The sequence below is a fragment of the Patescibacteria group bacterium genome, assembly GCA_041675205.1.
Lineage (GTDB): Bacteria > Patescibacteriota > Patescibacteriia > GWA2-46-9 > GWA2-46-9 > JBAYUF01.
In genome coordinates, this window is the sequence record JBAYUF010000001.1 from 105097 (window position 1) to 125928 (window position 20832).

At 47.3% G+C, this 20832-nt stretch carries 13 protein-coding genes; 12 read left to right on the forward strand and 1 reads right to left on the reverse strand.

The features are described 5' to 3' along the window. The 12 genes from WC052_00480 (at nucleotide 1) to WC052_00535 (ending at nucleotide 19934) form a co-directional block, all read left to right on the forward strand. On the forward strand, nucleotides 1-597 hold the full coding sequence (locus tag WC052_00480) for an L-threonylcarbamoyladenylate synthase (protein ID MFA7286128.1): 597 nt from the start codon (nucleotides 1-3) through the stop codon (nucleotides 595-597). A gap of 2 nt (nucleotides 598-599) precedes the next feature. Further along, the gene (rsmA, locus tag WC052_00485) at nucleotides 600-1454 is read left to right on the forward strand and encodes a 16S rRNA (adenine(1518)-N(6)/adenine(1519)-N(6))-dimethyltransferase RsmA (GenBank protein MFA7286129.1); all 855 of its coding nucleotides are present in this window, start codon (nucleotides 600-602) and stop codon (nucleotides 1452-1454) included. A 169-nt stretch (nucleotides 1455-1623) separates the two neighbouring features. Then, on the forward strand, nucleotides 1624-2328 hold the full coding sequence (locus tag WC052_00490) for a hypothetical protein (GenBank protein ID MFA7286130.1): 705 nt from the start codon (nucleotides 1624-1626) through the stop codon (nucleotides 2326-2328). An 8-nt stretch (nucleotides 2329-2336) separates the two neighbouring features. After that, a complete protein-coding gene (locus WC052_00495; protein ID MFA7286131.1) occupies nucleotides 2337-10802 on the forward strand; it encodes a carbohydrate binding domain-containing protein in 8466 nt (2821 codons plus the stop codon). 3 nt (nucleotides 10803-10805) lie between these two features. Continuing rightward, nucleotides 10806-11135 carry a hypothetical protein gene (locus tag WC052_00500; GenBank protein ID MFA7286132.1) on the forward strand — a complete coding sequence of 110 codons (330 nt, stop codon included), beginning with the start codon at nucleotides 10806-10808 and terminating at the stop codon, nucleotides 11133-11135. Continuing rightward, the gene (locus WC052_00505; protein MFA7286133.1) at nucleotides 11132-14221 is read left to right on the forward strand and encodes a hypothetical protein; all 3090 of its coding nucleotides are present in this window, start codon (nucleotides 11132-11134) and stop codon (nucleotides 14219-14221) included. Before WC052_00500 ends, WC052_00505 begins: the two co-directional genes overlap by 4 nt. Before the next feature lie 12 nt (nucleotides 14222-14233). Further along, nucleotides 14234-15658 (forward strand): hypothetical protein, encoded by a 1425-nt coding sequence (locus WC052_00510; GenBank protein ID MFA7286134.1) that lies wholly within the window; start codon nucleotides 14234-14236, stop codon nucleotides 15656-15658. A gap of 2 nt (nucleotides 15659-15660) precedes the next feature. Continuing rightward, the gene (locus WC052_00515) at nucleotides 15661-16092 is read left to right on the forward strand and encodes a PrgI family protein (protein ID MFA7286135.1); all 432 of its coding nucleotides are present in this window, start codon (nucleotides 15661-15663) and stop codon (nucleotides 16090-16092) included. Nucleotides 16093-16109: 17 nt separating this feature from the next. After that, nucleotides 16110-16811: a hypothetical protein gene (locus WC052_00520; GenBank protein ID MFA7286136.1), complete on the forward strand. Its 702-nt coding sequence runs from the start codon at nucleotides 16110-16112 to the stop codon at nucleotides 16809-16811. Continuing rightward, nucleotides 16808-18664: an ATP-binding protein gene (locus WC052_00525; GenBank protein ID MFA7286137.1), complete on the forward strand. Its 1857-nt coding sequence runs from the start codon at nucleotides 16808-16810 to the stop codon at nucleotides 18662-18664. Before WC052_00520 ends, WC052_00525 begins: the two co-directional genes overlap by 4 nt. A 5-nt stretch (nucleotides 18665-18669) precedes the next feature. Continuing rightward, the gene (locus tag WC052_00530; protein MFA7286138.1) at nucleotides 18670-19221 is read left to right on the forward strand and encodes a hypothetical protein; all 552 of its coding nucleotides are present in this window, start codon (nucleotides 18670-18672) and stop codon (nucleotides 19219-19221) included. Beyond that, nucleotides 19221-19934 (forward strand): phosphoribosyltransferase family protein, encoded by a 714-nt coding sequence (locus WC052_00535; protein MFA7286139.1) that lies wholly within the window; start codon nucleotides 19221-19223, stop codon nucleotides 19932-19934. The genes WC052_00530 and WC052_00535 overlap by 1 nt, the downstream gene beginning before the upstream one ends. A 201-nt stretch (nucleotides 19935-20135) precedes the next feature. Here the strand turns inward: WC052_00535 and WC052_00540 are convergent, their stop codons facing one another. Continuing rightward, entirely contained in the window at nucleotides 20136-20753 is a 618-nt protein-coding gene (locus WC052_00540) for an HAD family hydrolase (GenBank protein ID MFA7286140.1), read from the reverse strand. Nucleotides 20754-20832 lie beyond the last annotated feature (79 nt).

Below are 20832 nucleotides of genomic sequence, written 5' to 3' on the forward strand. Positions count from 1 at the left end.
ATGGCGGTTGTTCAATTGAGCAGTATACAAGAATGTGTGCGAGCATTGCAGCAGGGTGGCCTTGTTGTTTACCCAACAGAAACAAGCTATGCGCTAGGGGCTGATCCTCGCAGTGCTAAAGGACTAAAGGCCATTTTCGAGGCAAAAAGTCGCTCAAAAAATATGCCTCTCTCACTCATCGCGTCTTCTGTTGCCTCGGCAGAACGCCTGGTTCGTTTTTCGTCGAAAGCAAAATTGTTGGCCGCACAGCATTGGCCGGGGCCACTGACGCTCGTCTTACCAGCAAAATCTTTATCTTTGGCTCGTCGATTGGGTAGCTTAGACGGCACCGTTGCCGTTCGTGTTTCTTCTTCTCCTGTTGCAATAGCACTCGCTCGGCGGATAGGTGGAGCAATCGTCGCGACGAGCGCGAACAAGAGCGGCGCGGGGGACAGTTATGATGCGCGTGCAATTGAAAAGTTCTTTGCCGCAGACGACGCACTTATTTTCTTTTTTTCGAGTGGTCGTTTACCGCGACGGTTGCCTTCGACCATAGGTCGAGTCGTCGGTGATGAAGTCACCGTGCTGCGCCAAGGATCCATTTCAATAAATTTTTAATCATGAACGCTAGTACAAAGGCTGCGAAGAACGAACAGCATGGTACGACCGAATTGCTTCGTCAGTATGGCGTCATGCCGAAGAAAAAATTTGGTCAAAATTTTTTGGTTGACGACGAGGTGTATGACAGCATCATGACGGCTGCTGCCGTTCAATCCTCAGACACAATTTTAGAAATTGGCCCCGGTGTTGGATCGCTCACCGAACGACTCGTCGCAAAAGCGAATCGTGTTGTAGCAGTCGAGATTGATAGAGAGCTTGTTACCGTTTTGCGTGAACGGTTTGCGGCGGTCAGTAAACTCGAAGTGTGTGAAGGAGATATTTTGGCAAAGCCTCTGAAGGCGTTTAATGTGGCCGCACCATATCGCGTCGTAGCTAATATTCCGTACAACATCACCGCCGCGCTCATTCGTAAGTTTTTATCAGATGATGTGCAGCCACTATCTATGACGCTTCTTGTGCAGCGAGAGGTTGCCGAACGTATTGTGGCGGCGCCGGGAAAAATGAGCTTGCTCGGCCTCTCCGCCCAACTGTACGCCACCCCAGTTTTTGTTCGGTCAGTGCCACGGGAAAGTTTCTATCCACCGCCAAGTGTCATGAGCGCCGTTGTTCATTTTTCATTGGTACATTCGTATCCTTTCAGCGACGTTCCAGAAGCATTTTTTTGGCGGGTCGCAAAAATGGGTTTTGCCGGTAGAAGAAAGCAGCTACAAACAAATATTCGTGCTGGTTTTCAGCTCTCTCGAGAAGCGTGCGATGCTATTTTTAAAAAAAGTAACATTGCCGAGCGTGCCCGTGCCCAAGAGTTGACCGTTCTACAGTGGCACACGTTGTCACTGGCGCTACAAAAGTTGTAGTTTTTCAAAGAATAATGGTGCTTTATTTCCGAGTGGAAGCATAAAGGACGAAGAGTACTTTTTGACAGCGTTTTCCTTTGACGGGGAGGGTCATTCTCTGCTATAATGAGTGGGTGATTTCCACAATTCTTAAAATAAAAAGCTAGCGAACCATCAAGGAAAGTCGATGATGGATTTTTTTCAAAAACTTGGCGTTCGATTTGATCAGCACAGCCAATCAATCCTGTTGGCGTTTCTGTTTTTTGTTGGTGGCGTTGGTCTCATTCTTGGTGGAATGAATTTGCGAAGCTCTTTACGAAATCCATTTATTGAAAAGGGTGTTGGCGCTCTTCAAACAGCCGAGGGAACAACAGCGCTGGTTGACACTGATGGTGATGGCTTAACCGACGAAGAGGAATTGGCGCAGTATGGCACGAGTCCGTATTTGGCGGATTCTGACTCAGATGGCGCAAACGATGCCGATGAACTTGCTGCGAGCAGTGACCCCAATTGTCCAACTGGAAAAAATTGTCAGGCCGTGGCTGAACTTGATGTGCCGAGTAGCGCCGGTGATACCTTCTCGTCGCTCCTACAGGTTTCTGCAAATGGCACAACAGAACCAAGTGCGGCGCAGATTCGAGCGGCGTTGCTCACTTCCGGTGTGGCTGAATCAGAATTGGCAAAACTAACTGATGAAGAAATAGTTGCTGGGTATCGTAGCGCTGTGCAGGCTCAAACTTCAACGACAGCGAGTGATGGCGTTCAGAATCTTTCGACAGAAGAAATTCGAAAGGTACTTAAAGAGCAAGGAGTGACTGACGAGCAGCTCTCCAAAATTTCTGACACCGAACTGCTGAAACTTTACGAAGAGACGCTGCGTCAGACGCAGCCGTAGTTTTTTATATGCAGTTAGGATTACATAATCGGCAAAAGCGTCATCGGTTCGTGGGTGCACTACTCGCGCTTGTGTTTTTATTTACTGGCACGTTTGGAGCGCCGCAACGGGCGAATGCGCAAGCCATCAAGGCCTTTACGACATCGGTTAGTGACATTTGGACTTCACTCCAAACTATTGGAGACAAAGCGGTGGCGGCGTACGAGAAAGCAGCAGATATAAAAACAGAAGCACTGAAAGAGTCGGCCGCGGTGAGCTTTCGTCAGGGCGTTAGTTATTTTTTAAATAAGATTGCCAGTGACACAGCCGTGTGGATTGCCAGCGGTGGGAAAGGGCAAAAGCCACTCTTTATTACGCAGGGGTGGGGTTCCTATTTGACCGATGCCGCAGAAGGGGCGGCCGGTGCTTTTGTTGATGGACTCATCACCGGCCCAGTGGCAAGTTGCCAATGTCGTGATCAATACGGCTCAATCGAACCAAATACGGCGACCGAGGAGGTGCAGTGTTTGACTACAACTACCATAAACGGAATTCCTGTTGAGTGTCAGTGGACCCCTGGTACGAAATCAGATTCAACAAATACGTTGGGACTTATTGCCCAAGGGTTATGTGCACCAGATGCTGATATTCAACTTTCCATTAATTTAGGGTTAGCGAATTCCGGTCGACAGCGTGCCCCGAAGTGCACCTTTAGTCGCATTAAGCATAACTGGGAGCAATTAATTCGAGAGAAAAACTTTCTACCAACGCTTTCTCAGAGTTTTAACCCCAGTCAAAGCGACCTCGGCATTGCGTTGACACTGCAGTCAAATCTGTTGCTTGAAAAAAGAGAAGCCAAAGAGCGGGCAGAAAAAGAGCGACTTGAAGCTGGTGGGTATAAGCCAGTAACGGGCGGCGTAGGGGATGTTTTGAAGTTACCTGGTCAGACGGTGCGAGGTATTTTTGACGGTGTTTTTAAAACGACAACTGAGCAGAATCAATCGCCGACCGGCACCATTATTGGTGATGCTGTTGATATTTTTGTGAATACATTGGCCACTAACTTCTTGAAAAATCTTATCAGCGGTGGATTTAGTGGTAATACTTCTTCGAGCGGTGGGAATAAACCTAATTTGAGTAATTTTGAAGCCGAATCCGCCACTGAAGGGGTTCTTGGCGCGCAAGCTCGACTGGCGCAAGAGCTTCGTCCACGGTTTACTGTTCCTGGTCGGTATGACGTGTTGTCACAGCTCGTGAGTTGTCAGAATACAAAAAATCCAGGGCCGAATGATTGCGTCATTACTGATAGCTTTCGGAACGCCGTGTCGCAGCGCCTTACCGTTCGTGAAGCTGTTGATCGCGGACTCATTAACGCAGACGCACCGTTTGGATTTGTTGCGTGGGATCCACAATCAGTTGAGCCAAGTTACAATGAAGGGATACCGTATCGTTCAATTCTTATTCTACGAAAATATAGGATTGTACCAGTCGGGTGGGAGTTAGCCGCCCGCTACATTGAACGTTTTCAAGATGATTCCCCAAAACGAGTTACGCTTGGTGAGTTACTGAACCTTTACGATCAACCAGAGCTGCCGGGTGGAGCATTGAACCCATACTATCATTTAGTCGATCCGTCATGGGTGCTCGTGCCACCGGATTCGTTTTGCAAGTTGCAAGGTTCTGGTCCACAAATTCTAAGCCAGGATGTTTTGCCCGGTGTGGACTCTGACAATGATGGCAAGTTCACTTCAGTTGGTGATACCGCCCCCAAAGTCGCGATTTCTCGAAATGCAAATTACTGTGCCGATGAACAGACCTGCATCGCTCGAGATAATGATGGGAACTGTAAGTTCTACGGGTATTGTACCGAAGAAAAACAAGTTTGGGATTTTGGTGGGAAGAGCTGTTCACCTCAGTTTTCAAGTTGTACCACATTAAAAAATGAACTCAGCGGTACTACCGTCTCCTATCTCCTCAATACGGTTGATTTTTCTCCATGTGACGCTAGTTCCGTTGGTTGTGCCATGTATAGTGCAACACCATTGTCTGATACAGTCTGGAGCACGAGTGATGTCATATTCCTGAATAACCAAGCAGAAACGTGCAGTAAAGATGACGCGGGGTGCCGAAAGTTTATTCGTACCGGCGCGCAATTTCTAAATGGGTTAAGCACAAATTTAGTTCGTAATCCTGGATTTGAAGTGGTTGCAGAGGACAACAGCTTTACCGGATGGACCGCAAATGGCGGCGCCGTGGAGTCGGTCACCGAAGCGCAATTTAGTGGGAGCCGGTCACTCAAGGCAACAACACTTAGCGTGCTATCGCAGTCAGTTCTCACTGGGCCACTAGCCAATCAAACCGTTACGCTTTCATTTGAAGCTCGTGGAGCCATTGCTGGTCAAGTTCTTGGTTATACCCTTGCGGCAGGTGATGCCATACAGACAGCCGCTACCCTTACCACCGAGTGGCAGCACTATGAGGTGCGGAAAACCTATGGTGCCACAGCTGCTTCATCACTTACGCTGGAGCTGTCAGTCCTTACTGGTGTCGCAATTGACAATGTAAAGATTCAGCTTGGTGCCGCGTCGGCGTATTCAGCATATGGCGAAGGGGCAAGTAATAGTTCGGTGTATTTAAAACGAGCACCGGCGTACCTCTCTGCGAAGACTGACATCGACTTTCTTGCAAGTAACGAACAGAGTTGTCGGCCCTCGGCGGTGGCTAGTGATGCCGTAGATGAGAATAGTGAACGGGCGGAATGTCAGCCGTATGCCCGCTACTGCACACCGCAGGAAGCTGGTTGTCTGCGCTATACGCCCACCAATCGCACAACACCGGTAACGGCCGTGAGTGGTTCTTCGTGCCCGGGCGAGTGTGTTGGCTTTGACACCTACACCCAAGGGAAAACTTTCTTTGAGTCGGTAAAATTTGTTGACCTTATTCCTACCTCGGGAGAGCGTTGTTCAGCCGCCGCGGTTGGTTGTGATGAATTCACAAACTTAGACACAACAACGCAAGGCGGCGAATCGCGCGAGTTCTACCAACAGGTTCGATTCTGTGAATTACCAGGTAGAGCAGATGCCGGGACATTCTACACATGGGAAGGGTCAGACGACACCGGCTTCCAGTTGCGAGTCTTTACTTTAAAGAAAACGGATGTTGGAGTAGAAAATTATTTTGTAAACGATGTCGGTGACACCGGTGTTGACAGCGCCGCGCCGTGTACGAAAATTGATTGGTCCGACGATGGTCAGTCTGCGACCTGTGCTGATACAACGCAAACCGCTGACCCGGCGTGGCGAACCTGCAACGAGAACACCTATCAAGGGAATCCCGATTGTCGACAGTTTTATAATGAAGCTGGTTTAGTGTCGTACCGTTTGCTATCCCACACCATTAGCGTGACGGACCAATGTCGGCCATTACGGAAAACGACGTCCAACACCATAGATTGTGAGGCATCAAATGGTTGGTGGAACAGTGCGTTGCAGGCCTGCTTGTATCAAGCCGTGCCAGGTGAAGGTCGGCAGTGTAATGCGGCGGTTGCTGGCTGCCGTGAGTATCGAGGCGGCACAGCCGCTCGATATCGAACTATTTTAAATGACACCTTTGAGCGTGGCACTGGAAACTGGGAGGGTGGACGATTAAGCCCGGTGGCCAGTACAGTCGGCGGACATTCGTATGAAATACTTGATCGCACTACCCGTAAACCAGTAACGGTTTCTGATGGTAGCAGTACGGCAGTTGACGGCTCGGTTACAAACGGGGCAACGTACGTCGTGAGTTTTTCAGCACGGGCACAAAATGGCGATACTGATTCAGCTTTCGTACTTTCTTTTGAAAGAAAGAGCGGGGAGGTCGACCTATTAATTACAGATTCTTTAACGAATGAGTGGCAAACATATCAGAGTGACCCAGTAACTATCTCTGTAGACCCTACTGACCCCCTGGTTGGTTTACTTATAACGCATGCTGGTGCAGGTCGCGCTTATGTCGATAACGTTACATTACGCACCACGAGTGATACGCATTACCTCATTAAAAATTCTTGGCAAACACCATCCGCTTGCTTTGCTCCGGACACTGGGGAACCCTATTTGGGTTGCCAATCATATAGAGTGAGTGACGGTTCGGAACGTTCTGTGTGGGAGTTTGGCGGAGCCTGTCATGATAAGGTCGTTGGCTGTGAAGCCGTCATCGACACGCAAAACACAACGATTGGTGAAGTAGCCCCCTTTGCTAAGACATTTGCTGAGGACAGTGAAACAATCATTACCGTACCTGAAGACTCGCTCGACTATATCGTTAATGACCCAGCCAAAACATGTAAAGTAAGCGCCCAAGGGTGTGAGCTTTTGGGGAAAGCAAACCTTTCTACTGCGTCAGCATCTCCAACCCTTCCGTTGGCCTTAGCGGTTTTGCGATGCCACACACAAAGAAATTCTTGTGTTTCAGATTTGCGCATTAGATTAGTTGCCGCCGGGTATGATAAAGATTTGCTAACAACACCAGGTATTGATGAAAATTTAGTAGCGAAGTTTGACAGTAACGTTTTAGGCGCTAAGGATGCGTTACTCATCTTGCGCAATTCTGTTGGTCTTGGAGATCCAAACATTAGCACCTGGACGACAGGAGCTGTCTTAAATAATCCTGACACCTACGACAGTATTCTTTGTCGAATTGATGAGCTTCAGTGTTCTGCCTTTACTGATAGCGGTGGCTCGACGTATTACTTTAAAGATCCAGGTAGCCAAATTTGTGAATACCGAACTGACAAACCAATCGCTGGTTGGTACGTTAAGGGAACCATAAGTCTGACCCCAGATTGTAACGCTAGTCAGAATGATCCTGACGTTAACATCCACATTGCCGGTGGCACTGCGCCTAGCCCGCAGTCTGGGTTTACTGGTGTGTGTCCGGCGCAGCAAAATAGTTGTCGCGAATTTATTGATCCTCGGTCTGATGGCAGCGCTAACATTCTCTATAACGGTGAGTTCATATTGAAAACTGATGACAAACCAGTTCGGTGGAAGGAAACGGTTCCTGGGGATATAGCTGATGTAGAGGGTGGTGTTAAAATTATGGAGGGTGGTCTTGAGCAAGAGCGGGTGGCACTTCGAACGCGCACCCTGTACGTATTGTCAGCCGAGGTGAAAGCGGTAAATGCCGCCGCTACTAAAACAGCGGGCTATGTCGGTATAGATTGTGGCGTGGGTGAAGTGTTTACTGCTAGTGATATTCCCTATGCCTTTGCCGTGCCACGTTCTACGGAAACCTTCGAACGATTCAGTACACAGTTTTATGTTAGTGGTGACGACCAGGGTGATTGCACCGTTAGTGTTGGTTTGGCGGCAAGTTTGCTTCCTCGAGACAAAAGCGAATTTACCACAAATAGCGGTGTGATTGTTCGTGCCATTAGCTTACGCGAAGCAGGACTACACTATGAATTAGCCAATGGTGTATCGCAAAAAGATTGTGCTGGTACGGTAAACAATGCGAACTGCGTGCTGGTTGGTGTGCAGCAAGACTTCACCCAAAAAGGTATCACCGCCAATTTTGATGCCGATACAAGCCCCACAAGTACGAAAGTGCCAAACAGCGATAGTCGGGGAGAGTATGTATGTATTACCGCCGAGAGCCGCTGTGTTGGAACTGATAGGGCGTGTACTAATGATAGCGACTGTCAGCTGCAAAAAGATGCAACGTTCATTGCTAGCGTGCAGCCAGGTCGCGAGTGTGGTGCATGGCTATCTTGCCGGACGGCCAGAACAGTTGTCAAAGGTGGGGTTACTAATAACGTTTGTCTGGAGGTTGAAGGGTGCCAAGAGCTCGACGACAAGGGGAATTGTATTCGACGAGCCCCAGACGTTATTGATACTGACCTGACCTACACGGCAGCCACCGTCGACCTCTTGCGTAATCGGTCCGGGTATTCAAAGGTCGGCTTTGACTGGACAACGGATCCGTTGAAGAAAAAAGTGATTCAGGGGTATTTAGCGCCAGGGATGATGAGCCAAATTGGTCAGTTAGCCGGGAATTTTAATGGTACCTTTGAGAGCGCTAGCATTGTTGGTGAACCGTTCGGGTGGGTTGGATGGGGGCAAGGCCAGAATATGCTGGTGATTGGTGACCCACTGGCTGCTCAGGATGCAGGCATTAGTTATCCTGCAGAAGGGAAGAATGTACTTGAGGTAAACGCCAATCATGCTGATCCAGACGCCAATCATGCTGATCCAGACGACGATTACGTGCTTAATGATGCTTCAACAAATCTTTCTCGCTTTATTCCCGTTACACCAAACACCGAGTACGTGCTATCTGCTTTGGTGAACACAAGGCAATTCACTGGTGAAAGTAGCGAAGTTCGTGTCTTTGAATACAACGGCATTGCTGAAACTATTCCCAATGCCACGGGTGATAAGTTTTCTGCTCTACTTAACCTTGGTCGTGGGACTGAGTGGACTATTCGCACTGATAAATTTACAACAGCTAGCACTACGAGTTACGTGCGACTGCAACTTTCATGGGTGCCGCAGGCCGGTAAACCAGAGACTTCCGGGTTCTGGTATATTGATGATATTAAATTACAACCAGCACTTGAATATCAGAAAAATGAGTTTTATAACCCTAACGACCTGGCGGGTAGTAGGGTTGCTCCTGACTTTCCACCACTTGCCTATGAGCGAGGTTTAGAAACGCTTGATTATAAGTACGCTTCACAGTCATGCCGGCTTTACCCGCAGGCTGATGCCCTGTCGTGCTCCTACTTTGACGACAATGGATTAAAGCAGCGCGGTAAACTGGGTTATTGTTTGGAGTGGGACACGCAAAATAAGAATTACTGCATCCAGTGGTGGCCGGTGGACAATGTTATTGGTGAAGACAGTGAAGAAGATCGAGCCGGTTACGACGGCCCCGTTCCTTTGTACCAGTGCATTGAAACCTACGACGGCTTCTTACCAGCCACCAGCAATAATTTTTACGGTGTCTATTACAATGGCAAACATTCCTCAATTAAAATAGAGGATCCGTGGGAAAGCTATCAGATAGAAGCAGATAGTACCGTTGTCATCGACCTCTTCAAGAGTGGCTTTGATGGTTTGCCAAATGTGTCATCCGGTGGCATTACTGATAAGCCTGGTACCTGCAACAGAGATGGCGGTGACATCACTGGGTGTGAAATCGCGATTCGTATATTGAAGGCTAGTGATGACGAGGATGAATGTGCCGAGGTGTATGTTGGTAACAAAATGGGACAGGTCGTTAATGGTGACGACAGTGAAGACGGGGATGTAAAAGTGAGAGCGGCAGAAGTGACAAGAGTTACAACCCGCAAGTCAGCCGCCTTTCTTGATTTAGCTGATCTTGGCCCTGAAAATAGTAAACGCAACTATCGGTATCTTAAAATTTCAACTATTGATACTGGTTGCGATCAATCAGAGATTCGGCTTTGGGTCCGTCCTAACTTTGCCTGCACGGCAGTGCTTCGAACAGTGGACGAGGATGGTACTAATAAGGCCTACGCCAGTCGGGTAACGTCTGGAGCTACCTACCCATTTAGTTTTCCAGGCGGTCTAACCTACGGGTATTCAACTGATAGCCCACCATTTGGTTCGGCGGTGCCGCCAGCCCCGGCGGGAGATCCCACGCAATGGGATACCAATACTGAAGCTGGAAAACAGGCACTGTTCGCTATGCCGAAGCAGGTGAATACTAGCAACAAAGAGCTCGCCCGAGCTGGTGGCCCGTATAGCTGTCTTTCGATTGGTTCAGTGCAACCTTTCGTTGCCGAAGGTGAGCCATGGACCTGGGGAGGGACGGTTAGCATTAGGCAGCCAGCATGTGCTTCTTATCTTGGTGTACCTGGAGTAGTCGGGGGTCGTAATGAGGCGGTTAAACTGCTACAAAATTTATTTGTTAAGAGCTACGGGATGTGGGAGTGGAAGAATGAAGCATACACTCCAGCAACTGGTGCTATTTTAACAGTACCGGATGAGCGGTGTAAGAATAATGTTCGACCCGAACCGGATGATCCTGATGCTGCCGATGCTTGCTTTGTGTATCCAGGTATTCCAAAGGCTGTGTTAGACACAACAACCGTTAAGGATGTCGGTGTTGTTGGTATTAGATTCACCGCCGTAGCTGACTCCGACCAGGAGCCTATTGTGCAGTACATAGTAGACTGGAGGGACGGCTCTAAGACTACGCAAACAGGCTTACGACTTTCCAGCCGTTCAGAAATTGCGCAGGCGATTTCGCTCACTCACAATTACTCTTTTGATCAAATCAGTCAGTGCAAAGAAAATGGTGATTGTGGGGATGTTGGCGGTACCGGTACCGATAGCAATCCGTTCACTGTCAAGCCACAGGTGCAAATTCTAGATAACTGGGGATTCTGTAGCGGTAGTACCCTTGGTTCGGGAGACAGCCTGAGCACGGGTGGCTGTACAGGCTCATGGAAAGAGACGGAAAACGAGGTAGAGATTACCAGATAGGGTATGGCAAATACATTTAGCAGCGTTGACGAACAATTGCTTGCCCAAAATAGTGATGTGGGTGAACAAGAGCGCGCACAGCAACTGCGTGGGCTGCAGTCTATTGCCCGTCGGCAACTCGCCTCGCGGGCGGTGAAAAAGGGTGCTGGGGCAGCAGCCCGTTCGGGCGCCATGGGGGCCGCAAAAGCCGCTCGAACAATTTGGATTATTATGGCTGCTCTTGCCACCCCGGAAGTCTTGACGGTCGTTATCGTTTTGATGCTTCTTGTACTCTTCATGAATTACGCCTTATCGATACCAGTTGTCGGCGACATACTGAAGTGGTTTCTATGAGTTTTCGTGATCTCTTAAAGAAGAAATATATACGTCGTCAGGTATTGATAGCTGCAATGCTCGGTTTCATTGTCATGCTTCCTATCGGTGTTAAGGCAGCAGGGATTGGTGACGGGATTCAGGGGACCATCTTCGGAGTACTTTCATGGGGCATTTATGGCATTGTGCTCTTTTTATCTCGTTTTACCGTTTGGCTTGTCGGTTTTTTAGTAAGCATCGGACAGTATAACGGATTTATTAATTCACCAGTTGTGTTGCAGGGTTGGGTGGTATTGCGAGATATATCGAACATGTTCTTTGTACTCATCCTACTTTTGATAGCGTTTGGCACCATCCTTCATATTGAGCAATATCAAATGAAACGATTGCTGCCCAAAGTGCTCCTCATGGCAATCTTGGTTAACTTTAGTAAAGCCATCGCCGGGCTGCTGATTGATTTCTCACAAGTTATAATGCTCACTTTTGTGGCGGCGTATCAGGCTGCCGGAGCGGGGAATTTAGCGCAGGCAATGCATCTAGATAAAATTTTAGCAATAAAAAATACAGAGGATGGTGGTTTGTTTGATGAAGCTGCTGCCGAGACGCTCGTGGCATTACTACTTGCACTTGTATACATAGTCGTTGCCTCGGTTGTTGTTGGGGCTTTTGCGGTGATACTTGTGGTACGAATGGTGATGTTGTGGTTGCTCATCATTTTTTCACCACTCGCCTACGTCCTTTCCGTTGTGCCTATTGGGCAAAAGTATGCCAGTCAGTGGTGGGAAAATTTTGCAAAATATGTAATTTTAGGTCCGGTCATGGCATTTTTCTTGTGGCTATCACTCGCCACACTGCCGACCCTTATTGCAAGTGACGCCGACCTTGCTGTTCGTACACAATCAAGCGGTAGCGCACAATCACTCGCCGAAGAGAAAGAGCAAGTCAAAACCATCGGTATTACAGAGATTGGCTCTGGGTCTGTGATGTCCGGATTTCTCATCAGCATCGTTATGCTCTTTGCGTCGCTCATGTTTGCAATCCAGACTGGTGGCGTGGTTGGGAAGATTGCTGGTGGTGCCTATGGTCAATTACTGAGTAAAGGCACCACAGTGGCAAAGATACCATTAGGCCTTGCCAGTTGGGGAGAAAGAAAGGTTGCTCGCATGACGGGTGGTGTAACCGCATTTCTGAACCCAGTCCGGGTTGCTCGGGCTTGGCGTGGTTACGCTGCACACAAAGCGGGTCGTGAGGAGGCAGAAATTGGCTATCGAGCAGGGAGCGCCGCTAGTGCTCATTTTGCCGCTGGTCGAGGGGTGCGCGGCGCACTGCGATTAATGGCCGGAGCGCATGAAGATGCTTTTGAAACGTATATGGGAACGCATGGAGTGATGCGTTTTGTCAAAACCATGAGCGGCAACAGTAAAACAGGTACGAATGATTTTCTTGATGCGAAACGATTACAGCAAGAGGCAGATATTGAGCGGGAAACTTTCAATGCCGCAACTGATAAGGGGCGAGTAGATAAGATTCGGCAAATTGGAAAAGAGCACTATGCCGACAAATTTCGTACCAAGATTATGAAGGAGGAAGTTGATCGCGTCAGTGTTATTCGTGGTTTTGGGAAAAGCGACAATAAACTTGACCCCTATAATTCACGTAAAGAAATTAACGATGAAGGTAAGCAAGAAGTAGTTACCCTTAAAGACGCAGCAGAAAAAGCAGGCGTTGATTTAACAGACACTAGCAGTAGTACAACACAGGCGTTTCTGCGTGAATGGGATGAAGATAATGCCCGTCGTGATTTAGGTAAGCGGCCAGGTGGTTTGGAGGGTCGGGTGAGCGCACTTGTTGCAAAAAAGGGCGATGCTGATATTTTGGACCAAGGCAAACGTACGCTCGGTGAGAAATTAAAAGCGCAAGAATCCTATGTTACGGAGCTTATGGCGGGTGGGCTTTCGAGCACAGAAAAAGCAACACGTGAGCAACAAGAAAAGACAGTAGATGAAGAATTACGACGTATTACTGCGGCGCTTAAAACGGCAAGTGGTGTTGAGAAACAATCACTCAACGCACTAAAGACAGAATTACAGAAAGAAAAAAAGAGTGGTCGATTTGATAAAGACACTGCAGGTAACTACTTACTGACCAAGAAAGAACGGGATGAAAATAAAGAGAAAATTAAAGACTTCAGTGATCCTCGCCGGGCTGATTACAGCAGTGCGCTTAAAGAGCAGAAAAAGCTTTACGGGATGACGTTAGACCCAGCCGACGCCGCAGAAAAGATGGAAATTGACCGTGCGAAAGCGAAGGCAGATGAAATAATGGCTCGTAGAAAGGAGCCAGATGTGGCACCTCGCCCGTATTTTGCCGAACAAGCATTCAGGCATTTAGAGTCGGAAGAATCGTCGAAATTACCGCGCGAAGCCATGGAGTACGACGAAATTGATGCATTACTGAAAGATGCATTACATGAGGGGAACATCGTGAAAACATCAGCGCTCATGAAGAAAGCGGCGAAAGATGCTAACGACAACGAAATTTGGAATAGTTTCGGTTATGGTAGTGGGCCCGAAGGTGCTGAGCAATTTAGAAAGGCAAAACTTGTCCCATTAATGGGGGACCAGGCCTCAATGTCACTCATGAGTGAGCTGAACTATATTAACGAAGATATTGGTCACACTAACACCACTCGTTCGTATGGGGTGAGGAATGGTTCATACTATAAGAAATCTGCAGCTGAGCAATCGGCATCCGCGGCGTGGGAAGTAACGAAACGGCAATCACGAAACTTTTTGCAAAATACAAACCGACTTGGTTTTGGGTATGAAGATACTGAAGGCAAGTTTCACCTTGATTTAACTGGCAAGCTTATCATTTCATCAATGCAAAATGACATGAATTACCGGTTGAATCGAAAAGAGTTTAACAACAACCTATTGTTGAAATTACTAGAAGACGTAGATTCGCTCGACGACATGGTACGACGGGGTCTATTGCGGAGAGATTTGGTTGATAATATGAAGTCGCTAGGCCGAGAACATGTGCGGCGCGGTGTACCGAATAGCCCGGGTGGTTTTGAGTCAATGGCACGGCAGCTTTCCGTTTAGGTAAATTTCACTATGCCAATAACAAAAAAAAATGAAACAATCGAGGTGGTGGCGAAAGCGCTACCCAATCCAGCATATTTAGAATCGGTTACAAAATATTTCCACGAGCAAGTTTTCGTGGAAGATAATGCTCGAGAGGCCGATAGGTTTTATCGTGTTTTGGTCGAACTGTTACCGAAAGACTCTTTTAAAGAGCGATACCCAGAGCTCTACACTGGCTATGAAAAGCTGCTGTATGAATGTCAATTCTATGCCTTTGCTTGGTTGACTGAAGATGAGGCTCTCAACCTAGTGCGTAATCATTTTTCCCTTGCGTTCCAGCTCTCCGCTATTTTAGAGCTCCGCCGGAAAATAAGAGTTAAACTTATCGCTGATTATCAGATAGAGGCACGTGATGCTTTCAAGGAAAAGTTACGGCGAGCAGCAGAACAAAATACTGAAGTCATTACTGGTAAGCAGCTGCAGCAAGACGGAGCTGCTACAACAGCCCCTCCAACGGTTGGCAATTGGATCAGAAATTATGTGGGTGCTGTTGGTACAGCAGGGCCGGTGGACGCGCTCCGACAAGCCGAATATTTTACAAAAAATAAGAATTTTGACGCACTGACACAGACGGAGAAAGAGGGCATTCGGTGGTTATTGGAAATATACGAGTCACTTCGGTGGTCGTCTTTGACACCGGAAGGTTTAGAGGAAGTACTCTCTACAAATATTGATGGGAAAGAGGTGCTCATTAGTGGAGGGGAGGTGGAGGAAATTTCTCCTGAAATCCGTAAGCTGGTGCAGAAATTTCAAGAAGTAGGGCTCATTTCTGAGAGTGAAAAACCTTCGCCTGCCGTGCTTGAAGCTGCTGTGGCGGCATCTACTGTTATTGCAGAAAAACCCGTCGCGATGCCGCCGCTTGTTCTCCCTGTTGCCCCTGCACTTGTGACTGGTGAATTGCCACGCATTTCTGCCTTGCCTGCTCCGCCAGTGGTTTTACCATTACCTCCAGTTGCACCAATTATAATTCCAAAGCCACCTGCAGCTGAACCACGGGTTGAAAAAATTATTAATCCCACTCCGCAAAAGGTGGTGGTCACTAAAACGAGCGAGTCGCCATCAATGGTTGACGTGAAACGGTTTGGCGGTGCTGTTGGGCCAATTGATGAGTTACGACTTTCGACACTGAATGATTTTCGTAAACTTGACCCAGATCCAGCTGAGGCGGCGAAGCGAATACTGCAAAAGATTCACCTCCTTGAAGATGAATCATATGATCGGAAGGCCGACGCCATTCGTGCCTGGCGACAAAGCCCCGTTCATCGATTGTATTTAGACGTCATCGACGAGAGTGTTCGCACAGGTATGCCAGTAACCGAACTCTTTGAGAAATACAACGTGCGCCAAACGGAATGGGAAGCACTTGGCACGTTATCTCGTGATTTGAGTAGCTAAGTATGCAGCAGTTTATTATTCCCCAGTTCATTGATGAAGAACCCCATATTCTTGGGCCGATAACTGTTCGACAGTTTTTGCTGCTTCTCATTGCGGGCTTCTTTATTTTCCTCAGCTATCGACTCGCGGATACTGCCTTATTTATTGTGCTGACCATAGTACTACTCATCATAAGCATAACTTTGGCATTCGTTCGGGTGAACGGTCGCCCTTTTCATTTCTTTTTGCTAAATTTAGTGCAGACATTGCAACGTCCTCGGTTACGCATTTGGCGCAAAGAAGTGAGCAGAGAAGAAATTCAGGACGAATCAAAAATGCCAGTCCTCGTCCCAACTGTCATAGTGGCGAAAGCGCCCATTAGTCGTTCCCGTTTGGCGGAACTCTCACTCATTGTTGATACGGGTGGGGCATATGCTGGTACTGAAGGTAATTAGCGTGTAATTGAAAATAAGTGGCTAAAAGAAAGGCAAACAAGGCAACACTGAGTACCCAGCGATTTCTAGAAATCGCTGAAGTGCATGATGATACCGTTGTCCTTAAGGATGGTAGCCTGCGTGCGGTACTACTTGTTTCGTCAATCAATTTTGCCTTGAAGTCAGACGATGAACAGGAAGCGATTATTCAGGGATATATGAGCTTCTTGAACTCTATCGATTTTTCGCTTCAAGTGGTTATGCAATCTCGCCAGCTGAATATCGCTGGCTACCTTGATAAGTTAACAGCCATTGAGCGTGAGCAGACTAACGAGCTCTTAAAGATGCAGACGGGTGAGTACCGTCAATTTATTAGAGAATTGGTTGAATTGGGGCAGATTATGAATAAGCGGTTCTATGTGGTGGTGCCATATCAACCTGGGAGCGACAGTCAAAAGCCATTTTTTGCACGACTCCGTGAGGTGTTGCGACCAGCTTCAATCTTGCGTCTCAGTGAGGATCGGTATCTTCGGCATCGACATGAATTAATGCAGCGGGTTGATCATGTGACGAGCGGGCTTAATTCTTTAAGCCTCGAAGTTCGCATGCTTGATACACAGACGTTAGTTGAACTGTATTATGGAACGTATAATCCTGAGAGTGCGCGGTTAGCGCCACTTGTTGATCTCCATGATTTGCAGGTCGATGATACGGCGTTCCGTTCTACACCATCACTATGATTACCTTGAATCGAAATAAAAAAAAGATTGCTGCCGCTGCTGAATCCGTTTCGGTCGAATCTTCAGCGCAGAGCCGAGAGGCGTTGGAGATCGCAAGAGTTTACCAGAAAGGCGTTATTCGATTGCGTGATATTGTCGCGCCGACTGCGTTTGAGGTTGAAGCATCGTATATTAAGTTGAATGACCAGTACGTGCGCACACTCTTCATAACAGAGTATCCACGGTACATCTCGGTTGGTTGGTTCGCACCACTCATCAATGTTAGTACAACCATTGATCTGGCACTCTATATTTACCCAGTGAGTTCGGGAATTGTTTTAAAGCAACTCCGAAACAAGGTGGGGTCACTGGAAGCAGAAATTATCGCGGAGCACGAAAAGGGTGCACCGCGCGATCCTATTAAAGAAACAGCATTAAAGGATATTGAACGACTCAGAGATGACCTGACACAGGGGGTAGAGAAGTTCTTTCAATTTGGGCTTTATGTGACGTTGTACGCTGATACGCTTGAGCATCTTGATAGGACAACAGGGGATATCGTGCAGCTGCTTGGCACGAAGCTTGTCTATGCTCGAAAGGTGCTCTATCAGGCAGAGCAAGGCTTTATTTCAACCGTCCCACTTGGCGTTGATGAACTGCAGATTACCTTCAACATGAACACGTCACCTATTTCTTCTGCGTTTCCCTTTGTTTCTTCAGAACTGACTAGTGACGACGGCATACTGTACGGTATCAATAGGCACAATAACAGCCTCATTCTCTTTGATCGGTTCTCGCTGCAGAATGCGAATACGGTCGTGTTCGCCACCTCTGGAGCTGGAAAATCGTACACTATTAAGCTTGAGGTACTGCGGTCCCTTATGCTTGGGGTGGACGTTATTGTGATTGACCCTGAAAAGGAATATCAACACCTTTCTGAAGCGGTCGGTGGCACCTACTTAAATATTTCATTGGCCAGCGAAAGCAAGGTAAACCCTTTTGATTTACCGCGCGGTATTGGTGACGATATACAGACAGGGGACGTCATTCGTAGTGCCGTCATTACGCTGAAGGGATTACTTCGTATCATGCTCGGTACGTTAACAAGCGAAGAGGATTCGCTGCTTGATCGCGCCCTCTTGGAAACATATGCCAAAAAAGACATTACACCCGAATCTGACTTAACCCGAGTAGAGCCACCAATTTTGGCCGACCTGGAAGACGTTTTGAACGGTATGCAAGGCACGCAAGATATGGTGGCCCGGTTGCAAAAATATACCAAGGGGACGTTTGCCGGACTTTTGAATAGCACAACAAACGTCGTCACTGATAATCAACTAATTGTTTTTTCAATCCGAGATTTGGAAGATGAATTGCGACCAATTGCAATTTACACAATTATAAACCACATTTGGAATTTGGTTCGCAGCGAGCGAAAGAAGCGGATTCTTGTAATTGATGAAGCCTGGTGGATGATGCAGCACGAAGACAGCGCCAAGTTTATATTTGCGTTAGTGAAACGGGCTCGTAAATACTATCTTGGGGTAACGACTATCACGCAAGACGTCAGCGACTTTTTAAGTTCACCGTATGGATTAGCGGTAGTGAATAACTCAGCGATGCAACTCTTGTTGAAACAGTCACCAGCCGCCATTGATTTGGTACAGAAGACATTTCTTTTGACTGAAGGCGAGAAGTACCTGCTACTGGAGGGCAGTGTTGGTGAAGGCATTTTCTTTGCTGGGCCGAAGCATGCGGCTATTAAAGTTGTGGCTTCGTATACGGAAGATCGTTTGATTACAACTGACCCACGGCAACTCTTAGAAATGGAGGCGGCGGCAAAGCGCGACAACGCTACACCGCCAGTAGCATAATGTATATGACTCGACGAACAAAGATAATAATAGGTGTTGGGTTCTTGTTGGGCGTTGGAGTGCTCCTATACTTTCTCTTTCAATCTCGACAAACCCCGCCAGAGGTTACTCCGCCACCGGCAAAGCCAGCAGTTGAAAATAGAGACGATGGTACTGCCCAGGTGATTGGTGGCGTCGAACCTACCCCAGAAAGCACAGCGCTTCGAACTGCCCGGTTTGTCGCAGAGCGGTACGGTACGTTTTCGAGTGATGAAGGTCTGAATGGGGTGCAAGAATTAGTCGCTGTTTCTACGCCTCAAACCACTGAATGGCTAACGGGAATCTACATACCGCAAGTAACATCGCGAATGAAAACTAGTGTATTTTACGCTGAATCTGCTCGCGTGCTTGCGGCAACAATCATTACGATAAACGATACAACCGCCGGCGTTCATATTCGTCTACAGCGTCAAATTACTGAAGGGAGCGAAGAACGGATGAATAATGCTGAATTGGATATTGAACTGACGCGAAGTGGGAACACGTGGCTTGTTTCAGGCATTTTTGAAGACCGCTGATGAGCGCAGTTGTTGAAGTATGGCGCTGGCTTACAGACGTAATCCAGCGTTTACTTTTTCCAGTGTTTTGTTTGCGCTGCGGCGTGGAAGGTGATTTTTTATGTGCTGCTTGTCAAAAAACTGTGCCACCGGTGCCGGTTCAAGTCTGTGTTTTTTGCTCGGTGTCCAGCCCCAATGGGCGTACGTGCAGTGCCTGCAGCCGACATGCGCTTGACGGCGTTTGTGTGCGTGGCATGTACGATGACTGGAGTTGGCGGGTGCTCATTACGGCCTGGAAATTTCATGGTGCAGCAATCACGCCGCTCCTCAGTCGGCTTCTTGAGGATAGTATCGCCGTGCTTCCAGAAAGTTATCGGACTGGGAAGTTTATGGTAGTTCCAGTACCGCTTGCTAGACGTCGACAACGTGAGCGGGGTCGAAATCAATCAGCGGAGCTCGCGAATGCGCTTGTCGGTCATCAGTTGATTGTAGCTGCGCTTACTCGTGTTCGAGAGACCGCCCAACAATCGCAGTTATCAAAAAAAGATAGGATACGAAATGTTCATGCTGCCTTCAAAGCTAATCCTGCGCTTGTGCAACCGGACACAAACTATCTGCTCATCGACGACGTAGTCACTACTGGGGCTACGCTTGAACAAGCGGCGCAGGCGCTTAAAGAAGTCGGCGCAACGTCTGTTTGGGCAGTTACTCTAGCAAGAAGTCGCTTGCTTTAAGTGCTAGTGAGAAAGAAGAAACAAAAAAAGTTTCTAACGGGTACTTCATCTATTTGCCGTCGCATGGTAGGGACGATTGGCGGAACTTTGAACCAAAAGAACGGCTTAACTTCGCGATTATCGATAAAAGAAAAGGAAAATTAAGACGAATTTACGAGGAAAATCTAAACTGCTTTGAAATTCCAAAGCTCGCGCTTAAAATTATTGAAGAATGATCGATTTTAACTCGGCAATGTTATTAATTATAAAATCTGGTTTTAAAGCTTCGAGTCTTTCTTTTGTGAAAAATCCCCACGTTACCGCTCCAGTCTTTACTCCCGCGTTTTTGCCTGCTTCTATTTCATGATTTGAATCGCCGATAAAGATAGTTTCTTCCAATTTAAAATTATTTCTTTTTGTTAATTCATATAGACTTTCGGTTTTGTCATACGCATTGGTGATAACATCATAAAAAATATCTTGGAGTCCAAAACTGACAATTTCTGGCAAAAGAGTTTCAGGGAAATCAGAACTTAAAACTGCAATTTTAATTCCCTTTCTTTTAAAATCTTTAATGCTTTCTACAATTCCAGGATAAGATTTTCCTTTTGGGGATTTAGCGACCGCGCGTCTGTAAGCAGTCTGTTCTTCTTCAAGAGTAAGATGGGGTGCATATTTATTATAAAAACGCATGTAGGGTTGTTCCCATTCTTCCTTCAACTCTATTAATGAAATTGGTTTCAAGTCTAATTCCTCAAAAATTCGATTAACAACAATTAGCTGATTTTCAACTGAATCGTTTATCACTCCTGACCAATCAAAAATTATATTTTTAAACATACGTATCTATTTTAAACTTGGATATCTGACGGTGGTGGCCCGCCAAATCAAAGGAATTTCTTCGGACAAGGATTAGTTC